The sequence below is a fragment of the Streptomyces niphimycinicus genome (genome assembly GCF_018883605.1).
Classification (GTDB): Bacteria; Actinomycetota; Actinomycetes; order Streptomycetales; family Streptomycetaceae; genus Streptomyces; species Streptomyces niphimycinicus.
The window spans coordinates 1-8,589 of the sequence record NZ_JAHLEM010000556.1; the positions used below are offsets into that span (position 1 = coordinate 1).

At 69.9% G+C, this 8,589-nt stretch carries 8 protein-coding genes; 3 read left to right on the forward strand and 5 right to left on the reverse strand.

All coding sequences use genetic code 11. The features are described from left to right. Positions 1 to 49: 49 nt before the first annotated feature. Positions 50 to 1,219 carry a steroid 3-ketoacyl-CoA thiolase gene (locus KN815_RS36060; protein ID WP_216346057.1) on the reverse strand — a complete coding sequence of 390 codons (1,170 nt, stop codon included), beginning with the start codon at positions 1,217 to 1,219 and terminating at the stop codon, positions 50 to 52. Positions 1,220 to 1,481: 262 nt separating this feature from the next. Here KN815_RS36060 and KN815_RS36065 point away from each other — a divergent pair, with 262 nt between their 5' ends. Continuing rightward, the gene (locus KN815_RS36065) at positions 1,482 to 2,714 is read left to right on the forward strand and encodes a cytochrome P450 (protein WP_216346058.1); all 1,233 of its coding nucleotides are present in this window, start codon (positions 1,482 to 1,484) and stop codon (positions 2,712 to 2,714) included. 67 nt (positions 2,715 to 2,781) lie between these two features. On the opposite strand, the gene KN815_RS36070 is transcribed toward KN815_RS36065, so the two are convergent. Beyond that, positions 2,782 to 3,525: an SDR family oxidoreductase gene (locus tag KN815_RS36070; protein ID WP_216346059.1), complete on the reverse strand. Its 744-nt coding sequence runs from the start codon at positions 3,523 to 3,525 to the stop codon at positions 2,782 to 2,784. A 99-nt stretch (positions 3,526 to 3,624) separates the two neighbouring features. Between KN815_RS36070 and KN815_RS36075 the strand changes: the two genes are divergently transcribed. Both KN815_RS36075 and KN815_RS36080 read left to right on the forward strand, forming a co-directional pair. Continuing rightward, positions 3,625 to 4,512 (forward strand): LysR family transcriptional regulator, encoded by an 888-nt coding sequence (locus KN815_RS36075; protein WP_216346060.1) that lies wholly within the window; start codon positions 3,625 to 3,627, stop codon positions 4,510 to 4,512. Positions 4,513 to 4,517: 5 nt separating this feature from the next. Further along, on the forward strand, positions 4,518 to 5,117 hold the full coding sequence (locus KN815_RS36080) for an HD domain-containing protein (RefSeq protein WP_216346061.1): 600 nt from the start codon (positions 4,518 to 4,520) through the stop codon (positions 5,115 to 5,117). 40 nt (positions 5,118 to 5,157) lie between these two features. On the opposite strand, the gene KN815_RS36085 is transcribed toward KN815_RS36080, so the two are convergent. The 3 genes from KN815_RS36085 to KN815_RS36095 all read right to left on the reverse strand — a co-directional run. Next, positions 5,158 to 5,790, reverse strand: coding sequence for a superoxide dismutase family protein (locus KN815_RS36085; RefSeq protein WP_216346062.1), 633 nt, complete (start codon positions 5,788 to 5,790; stop codon positions 5,158 to 5,160). A 100-nt stretch (positions 5,791 to 5,890) separates the two neighbouring features. After that, positions 5,891 to 7,960 carry a bifunctional glycosyltransferase 87/phosphatase PAP2 family protein gene (locus KN815_RS36090; RefSeq protein WP_216346064.1) on the reverse strand — a complete coding sequence of 690 codons (2,070 nt, stop codon included), beginning with the start codon at positions 7,958 to 7,960 and terminating at the stop codon, positions 5,891 to 5,893. Between the two features lie 272 nt (positions 7,961 to 8,232). Continuing rightward, a partial coding sequence (locus KN815_RS36095) for a helix-turn-helix domain-containing protein (protein WP_216346063.1) occupies positions 8,233 to 8,589 on the reverse strand: 357 nt, incomplete at its 5' end.

Below are 8,589 nucleotides of genomic sequence, written 5' to 3' on the forward strand. Positions count from 1 at the left end.
ACCGCACCAGACGCCGCGGGCTGATCCGCGAAGATCCACCGGACAGGGCCTAGAGCCGCTGAATAATCGTCCCCGTGGCCAGCGCCCCGCCCGCGCACATCGTGATCAGCGCGAACTCCTTGTCCACGCGCTCCAGTTCATGCAGTGCCGTGGTGATCAGGCGCGCCCCGGTGGCCCCCACCGGATGCCCCAGCGCGATCGCGCCGCCGTTCACGTTCACCTTCGCCAGATCCTGCTCGAAGACCCGCGACCAGGACAGCACCACCGAGGCGAACGCCTCGTTGATCTCGACCAGGTCGATGTCCTTCAGCGTCATCCCGGCCTTGCCCAGCACCGCCTTCGTGGCGTCGACCGGCCCGTCCAGATGGAAGTGCGGATCGGTGCCGACCAGGGCCTGGGCCACGATGCGGGCGCGGGGGCGCAGCTTCAGCGCGCGGGCCATCCGCTTGGAGGCCCACAGCACCGCGCACGCGCCGTCGGAGATCTGGGAGGAGTTGCCCGCGGTGTGCACGGCGGCGGGCATGATGGGCTTGAGTCCGCTCAGCGCCTCCATGCTGGTGTCGCGCAGCCCCTCGTCCCGGTCGACGGCCCGCCACATGCCCTCTCCGGCGGTCTGCTCGTCCTCCGTCGTGGGCACCTGGACCGCGAAGGTCTCGCGCTTGAACCGCTCCTCCGCCCAGGCCCGCGCCGCCCGTTCCTGGGAGATCAGCCCGAGGGCGTCCACGTTCTCGCGGGTCAGGCCGCGGTGGCGGGCGATCCGCTCGGCCGCCTGGAACTGGTTGGGCAGATCCACGTTCCACTCCTCCGGGAACGGTTTGCCCGGACCGTGTTTGGAGCCGCTGCCCAGCGGCACCCGCGACATGGCCTCGACCCCGCAGCCGATGCCGATGTCGATGACACCGGTGGCGATCATGTTGGCCACCATATGGTTGGCCTGCTGCGACGAGCCGCACTGGCAGTCCACGGTCGTCGCCGCGGTCTCGTACGGCAGACCCATCGTCAGCCAGGCGGTGCGGGCGGGGTTCATCGACTGCTCCCCCGCATGGGTGACCGTACCGCCGACGATCTGCTCGACGCAGTCGGGCTGGATGCCGGTACGGGCGAGGAGTTCGCGATAGGTCTCGCCGAGCAGATAGGCGGGGTGGAGGTTGGCGAGCGCGCCTCCGCGCCTGCCAATGGGGGTGCGTACGGCTTCGACGATGATGGGTTCCGCGGCCATGGCTGTCTCGTCCTCTCATCGCATCCGCGGGGCTCCCGGCAGCGCCCGCGCCAGAACTAGTACGCGTTCTAGTTCTTCAGCTCAGTCTGCTGAGCCCCGGCCCGGCGGCGCAAGGGTTGTGCAGGGTTTGAGCGGACCTGGAGCGGCATCAATCCCCCGAAACAATGGCCGCGTTCTCTCTTGCGACTTGTAGAACCCGTTACTACGTTGCGGACACTTCTGATAGGCCGTCAGATCTCCCAGTCAGATCTCTGGAGTGGCCATGTCCTGTCCAGCGCTCCCCGAAGGCTTCGACCTCACCGACCCCGACCTCCATCAGCATCGGGTGCCACTCCCGGAGCTCGCCCGGCTGCGGCAGACCGCCCCGGTGTGCTGGATCCCCCAGCCACACGGCCTCGCGGGCTTCGGCGACGACGGCTACTGGGCGGTCACCCGCCACGCCGATGTCAAGGAGGTCTCCACCCGGCCGGAAATCTTCTCCTCCCACGCCAACACCGCCATCATCCGCTTCAACGAGCACATCCAGCGGGACCAGATCGAGGTCCAGAAGCTGATCATGCTGAACATGGACCCGCCCGAGCACACCCGGGTGCGCCAGATCGTCCAGCGCGGCTTCACCCCGCGCGCCATCCGCGCCCTGGAGGACGCCCTGCGCGACCGCGCGGAGCGCATCGTGGCAGGGGCCCGGGAGAGCGGCAGCGGGGACTTCGTCACCGATATCGCCTGCGAACTGCCGCTCCAGGCGATCGCCGAGCTGATCGGCGTCCCCCAGCAGGACCGGTCCAAGATCTTCGACTGGTCCAACAAGATGGTCGCGTACGACGATCCGGAACTGGCCATCACCGAGGAGATCGGCGCCGAGTCGGCCATGGAGCTGATCTCGTACGCCATGAACCTCGCCGCCGACCGCAAGGCGTGCCCGGCCAAGGACATCGTCAGCCGGCTGGTGGCCGCCGAGGACGAGGGCAATCTGGGCTCGGACGAATTCGGCTTCTTCGTGCTGCTGCTGGCCGTCGCGGGCAACGAGACCACCCGCAACGCCATCAGCCACGGAATGCACGCCTTCCTCACCCACCCCGACCAGTGGGAGCTGTTCAAGGCCGAGCGCCCCGCCACCGCCGCCGACGAGATCGTGCGCTGGGCCACCCCCGTGATGTCCTTCCAGCGCACCACCACCCAGGACACCGAACTGGGCGGACAGCGCATCGGGGCGGGCGCGCGGGTCGGGGTCTTCTACTCCTCCGCCAACAACGACCCCGATGTCTTCGCCCGCCCCGAAGAGTTCGACATCACCCGCGACCCCAACCCCCATCTGGGCTTCGGCGGCGGCGGACCGCACTTCTGCCTCGGCAAGAGCCTGGCGGAGCTGGAGATCCGGCTGATCTTCCAGGCCATCGCGGACACCCTCCCGGACATCCGGCTCGCGGGTGAGCCCCGGCGGCTGCGGTCGGCCTGGCTGAACGGGATCAAGGAGCTGAGGGTGACCTACACCTGACGTCTTCCCCGTCCCGTCCCGCGAGGCGGCCCGAAGTCCGGGGATTCCTCACCTGGAGCTGCGAAACCTAGAGCTGCGAACCCCCACCGTCGACCGGCAGCTCCGTTCCCGTCGAGAAGGTCGCGCCGAACGCCAGATACGCCACCGCGGCGGCCACTTCCTCGGACGACCCCAGCCGCTGCATCGGGATGGTGCTCCGGTAGGTGTCCTTCATCGTCTCGAGGACGTCGGCGGGTACGGTGCGGTCCAGGATGCCGGTGTCGATCGGACCGGGGCTCACGGCATTGACCCGCACCTTGCGCGGCAGCAGCTCACGGGCCAGCGTGCGGGTCATCGACCGCAGGGCCGCCTTGCTCGCCGAGTAGACACTGAGCTCGTCGACGCCCAGGACGTTCACCACCGACGTGGTGAGGACCACGCCGCTTCCCTCGCGCAACAGCGGCGCCAGCGCCTGCACCGTGAAGTACGGGCCCTTGGTGTTGATGGCGAACAGCGCGTCGTACATCTCCTCCGTCGTCGAGTCGAACGGCGCGGACGCGGTGACGCCCGCGTTGACGAACAGCGCGTCCACCGCGCCGAACCGCTCCTGGACCGTGCCGGCCAGCGCCTTGATGTCCGTCAGGGACGCGGCGTCGCTGCGGACGGCGATCGCCTTGTCCCCCAACTGCTCCAGCGCGGTGTCCAGGGTGGACCGGGTGCGGCCGGTGATCAGTACCTGTGCCCCACCGTCCGCGAACAACCGGGCCGCGGTCAGGCCGATACCGCTGCTTCCGCCCGTGATCACGATCTTCTTGCCGTCATAAGTGGTCATGCCCGCAAGCCAAATATCCACCGGCACACCCTGTCCAAGACCTGTTCCGCATGCCGCCATGCCCCAGGCGTATGACGGCACGCGACGTACGCTGGGCGAATGGACCTCGATCTGCGGCTCGTGCGCTATTTCACGGTCGTGGCGGAGTACGGCAACTTCGGCCGGGCCGCCATCGGGCTGCACCTGGCGCAGCCGTCGCTGAGCCGCCAGATCCAGCGTCTGGAGGCTCAGCTCGGGGTCCGGCTTTTCGACCGCTCGCCGCAGGGCACCAGCCTCACCGACGCCGGTCGGGCATTCCTGCCCGGGGCCCGGACACTGCTCCACGAGGCCGAGCAGGCCGCTCGCACCGCCAGAGCCGCCGTCCAGCCCCGTACCATCACCGTCGGCTACGCCGAAGGACTGGTCATCACCGCCTGGGTGCAGGAACTGCGCCGCCGCCACCCCGACCACCGGATCCGCACCCGGCACCTCGACTGGCGGGATACGCGCGCCCTCGCCGAGGGGCGGATCGAGGCCCTCGTCGCGTACCGGCCCCTGCCCTTCCCCACGGACGGCTTCCGGGTGACAAAGCTCCATGAGGAATCGCGGGTACTTCTCACCTCGGCGAGTCATCGTCTGGCGCACGAGAAGGCCGTCAGCCTGCGGGCTCTGGCGGACGAGGGACTGGTGGCCTGCGCCGGCACTCCGGTGGTCTGGGGCACGCCCAAGCCGGTCGGCGACCGCCCGGCACCACCCCCGCCCGCGATCGACGACGCTTACGAGGACAAGCTGGAACTCATCGCCACCGGCCACTGTGTCGCGATCTTCCCGGCCGGCGATCGACGCGCCGCCGTGCGCGAGGACATCGCCCTGGTGCCCGTCACCGACATCGACCCCTGCGAGGTCGTGCTCGTCACGCGCGCCGACGACCCCGACCCGCTGCTCGGATCGCTGGAAGACGCCGCCCGTACATTGCTCGCCACAACCCCCCGGACGCGGGCACACTGACCGCCATGAGCGAGATGTACGGTCCGCACGGCGCGGCGGGCGATCGGCGAGGACTCTTCGACTTCATAGCCCTGACCGCCCGCCTTCGTGAGATCGAGCGCGCCAACAACGCCACCCCGGAGCGCAAGGAAAGCGTCGCGGAGCACTCCTGGCATCTGGCGATGGTGAGCTGGATACTGCACGGCGAGTTCGAACGCGAGGCCGGGCGGCGGCTCGACCTCACCAAGATGCTCAAGCTGTGCCTGATGCACGACCTCGTCGAGATGGACGCGGTGGAGCGGGGCGCCGAAAGCGGTGAGCCCCCGCGCTTCGCCGCGCTCCCCGCGCCGCTCGGCACCGAACTGCCCGCGCTGTGGCGGGAGTACGAGGAGGGCCGTACGCCCGAGGCATGTCTGGTGCGCGGGGTGGACCGGCTCAACCCCACCCTGATGCGCTGCCTGACCGGCCAGGGCTGGGGCGATATGGCCACCGACAGCCACGCCCCCGTGGACGCCGAGGCGCTGGACGGGCTGCATCTGCCACGGGTCGGCGTGAGCGAGACACTGCGCGCGCTGTACGAGGAGATCAGGAACGCCTCGGTGGAGGGCGGGCTGCTGCCGCCGTAAGGCCCGCCCTCCGGAAACCCGAGGCGCCCCCGGAACGCCGCTACTTGAACGGCACGTTGACGCACGCCAACCGGGCGCCGGCCTGCCCGGCCTTGCCCGACGTGGTGTCCGTCGCATGCTTGTGGATCACCACGGAACGGGCCTCACCGGACCTGAAGTTCCACTTCACCCAGGACTTGGCCCAGCCCTTGCCGGAGCTGTTGGTGGTGATGTCCAGCCACACCTCGTTGTGCGGGTTGGCGTACTTCGGGTTGGTCGAGGGCTGCTTGGGGTCCTTCTTGTTCTGGTAGTGCGGCCCCGCCGCGTCGGGCTTGGTGCCACACGGCTTCGTATGGACATGGATCCCGAAGTGGTGGTCGGCCGCCAGGCCACGCACGCTGATGAAAACGAACGTGCCCTTGTGCATCGGGTAGTGGCCGTGCTCCTCCCCACCTTCGTGGTGCTTCTTCAATGCCTCGCCGCTCAGCCGCGCCTCCGCGATGAAAACCGACGCGGACGTCGGCACCAGCGACTTGTCGTACGTCACCGCACCGGCGGTCTTCGCCTGTGACGACGGCTGGAAACTGTCGTGGACGATGACGAAGGGGTGCGGCGGCGCGGCGGCAGCGGGGGTCGCTATGGCCATCGAAGCACCCATCGCGACCGCCGCGGTTACTGCCTTCACCAGGGACATCGTTGATCCCTCCTCGGTCGGGGTCCCCGCTTCCCCGTCTCGATTCCCAGATCCCCCCGTTTAATGCGCTTGTCCGCCTTTCCGCCCCCTCCTCACCACGCTAGACCCGCTGGTCATGCCGCTCAACGCGGGCCCGTCCCCCATTCGGGGGCTCGTCCGCGGCATCCGCGGGCTCGGCGTCGTCATGCTGTCCGCTGCGCTGCCGCACCAGCCCCGGCACCAGCCCTCTGGCCCGTTCGAGCGCGGCGCCCATCGAGGCCGACAGCGGTGGCGCCTCCTCGCGCGGGCGCTTGCCCACCCCGAGCAGCACGTACTGGAGCCCGAACCCGGCCGAGACGATGGCCGCGCCGCCGATCGCGTCCAGCACATAGTGGTTGGCGGTGCCCACGATGACCGCCGTCGTCAGCAGCGGGTACAGGATGCCGAGCACCTTCGCCCATACGTACGGCGCCACGATCGCGATGACCACCCCGCACCACAGCGACCACCCCACATGCAGCGACGGCATGGCCGCGTACTGGTTGGACAGCTTGGTGAGCGCGCCGAAGTCCGGGTTGTTCAGATCCTGCGGGCCGTGCGCGGTGTCCACGTACCCGAGCCCCATCAGCCGCGGCGGGGCCAGCGGGTAGAGCCAGAAGCCGACCAGGGCGAGCATCGTGGCGAAGGTCAGCGGGGTACGGGCCCAGCGGTAGGTCGCCGGGCGGCGCAGATACAGCCAGGCCAGCAGGGACAGCGGGATCAGGAAGTGGAAGGTGCTGTAGTACCAGTTCATGAAGTCTTTGAGCCACGAGGTGTCCGCCACGATGCCGTTGAACCAGTGCTCGATGTCGATATGCAGCCAGCCCTCGAGGGTGAGCACCTGGTCGCCGTGGCCCTCGGCCACGCTGCGCTCGTCCGGGGCATGGCCGCGGATCCAGGAGTAGGCGAAGTAGCCGACCCGGATCAGCATCAGCTCCAGCATCAGGTTCGGGCGGGACAGCGGCCGCTTGAGGAAGCGCAGCAGCGGCACCCAGGCGAAGCGGCTCTTGGCGGGCTCGGCGAGCGGCGTCGGCTCGGGGTCGTCCCAGCGCGGCGAGGTGCGGGAGTGGAACGGCACCACACAGGCGGCGGCGAGCGCGGCCAGAAGCGGCGCATTGTAGCCGATATGTCCGAGAACCTCGATGTCGGGCAGCAGCGCGGTGCGGCTGAGCGACATGGCCAGCACCACCAGAACCGGCCACACCAGCCGGTCGGAGCCGCGCCGCCCCACCCGGCCGACCACGGCCAGCAGGATCCAGAGTTGCTGGTGCTGCCAGGAGGTGGGCGAGACCGCGAGCGCGACGCTGCCGGTGATGGCGGCGGCGAGCAGCAACTGCCCGTCCTTCGCGTAGTGCACCGCGCGCCGAAGGCCGATCACCACGACGGCGACCGCGAGCACGGCCAGCAGCGCCAGCTCGACCGGGCCCTCGATGCCGATGCGCAGCAGCAGCCCGTGCAGCGACTGGTTGGCCAGGCTGTCGGCGGGCGCGCCGAGCCCGGCGCCGCCGATGTGGTGGCCCCAGTACGTCCACGAGTCGTGCGGCATGGCCGCCCAGGCGAGCGCGGTGCATGCGGCGAACGTGGCGCCCGCGAGCGCCGCGGCCCGGCGCCGTCCGATCAGCCACAGCACCACGCCGAACAGCAGCAGCGCGGGCTGGAGCGCGGCGGCCACCCCGATGAGCACACCGGCCTGCCGTCCGGAGGTTCTGGGCAGCACGGTGAGGACGACCAGGAGCACCGGGATGATGCTGGTCTGGCCGAGGGTGAAGGTGTTGCGCACCGGAAGCGAGAGCACCAGCAGGCTGATGGCCAGCGGTGCGGCGATCAGCGAGGTGCGGCGGGAGACCGGGCCGGGCAGCGACCGGGCCACGACCAGCCCGAGGACCACGACCAGCAGCAGCGTGCCGAAGGTCCAGGCGACCCCGAGGCTCTGCTCGGCGGCCCGGGTCAGGGGCTTGAGGACGAGCCCGGAGAACGGAGTGCCGGTGAAGGAGTCCCCGTCGTACAGCGACCCCCTGACATGCAGCACACCCTCGTCGCCGATCCAGGTCTCCAGGTCGGTCAGCCGCTCATTGGGGGGCAGCCGCAGCACCGCCGCCGCCTGACGGACCGCCAGCACACCGGCCAGGAGCCACAGGGCCGCGAGCCCCATTCTGGTCCGTGACGTCCGCGCCCCGACGGCACCGGGGCCCGGCCCCGAGTCCGGGCTTCTGCCCAGTCCGCTCCGCTCCACGTTCGCCACGCCGTGCCGCTCCCCCACTCGCCCTTTTCACCTGTCCTGGATGTCTGGAGACCCTACTGAGCCCACTACTCAGACGCCGAACACTCCCACTTCACCTGACTGTCGTCCGAGGTTGTCCGAAAGATGTCAGGCTTTGGCAGGGTGCTTGCGCTCCGCGTGAGTCCGTACGGTCCGGCCCAATTTCACCAGGGCCGTGGGGTGCGCCGCGAATCGGGACCCGCGGCGCGCTGAAATGTTCCCGGCGTCACTCCGAAGCACCGCACGAACCACCGGTGGAAATGGCTCTGGTCGGCGAACCCCGCCTGGGCCGCGGCCTCGGCCGCGCTACGGCCCGCCACCAGCAGCCCGCGCGCCCGGCGCAGCCTGAGCTGCCGCTGGAAGTCGCTCGGCGCCATCTCGTACGCGGCGCGGAACGCCCGGTAGAGCGCGAAGCGGCTGCATCCGGCGGCCTCCGCGAGCCGCGCCGCCGGGATCTCCTCCAGGTACGCCTCCTCCAGCAGCGCCCGGGCCCGCCGCGCGGCCCGCGCCTGCTCACCGCT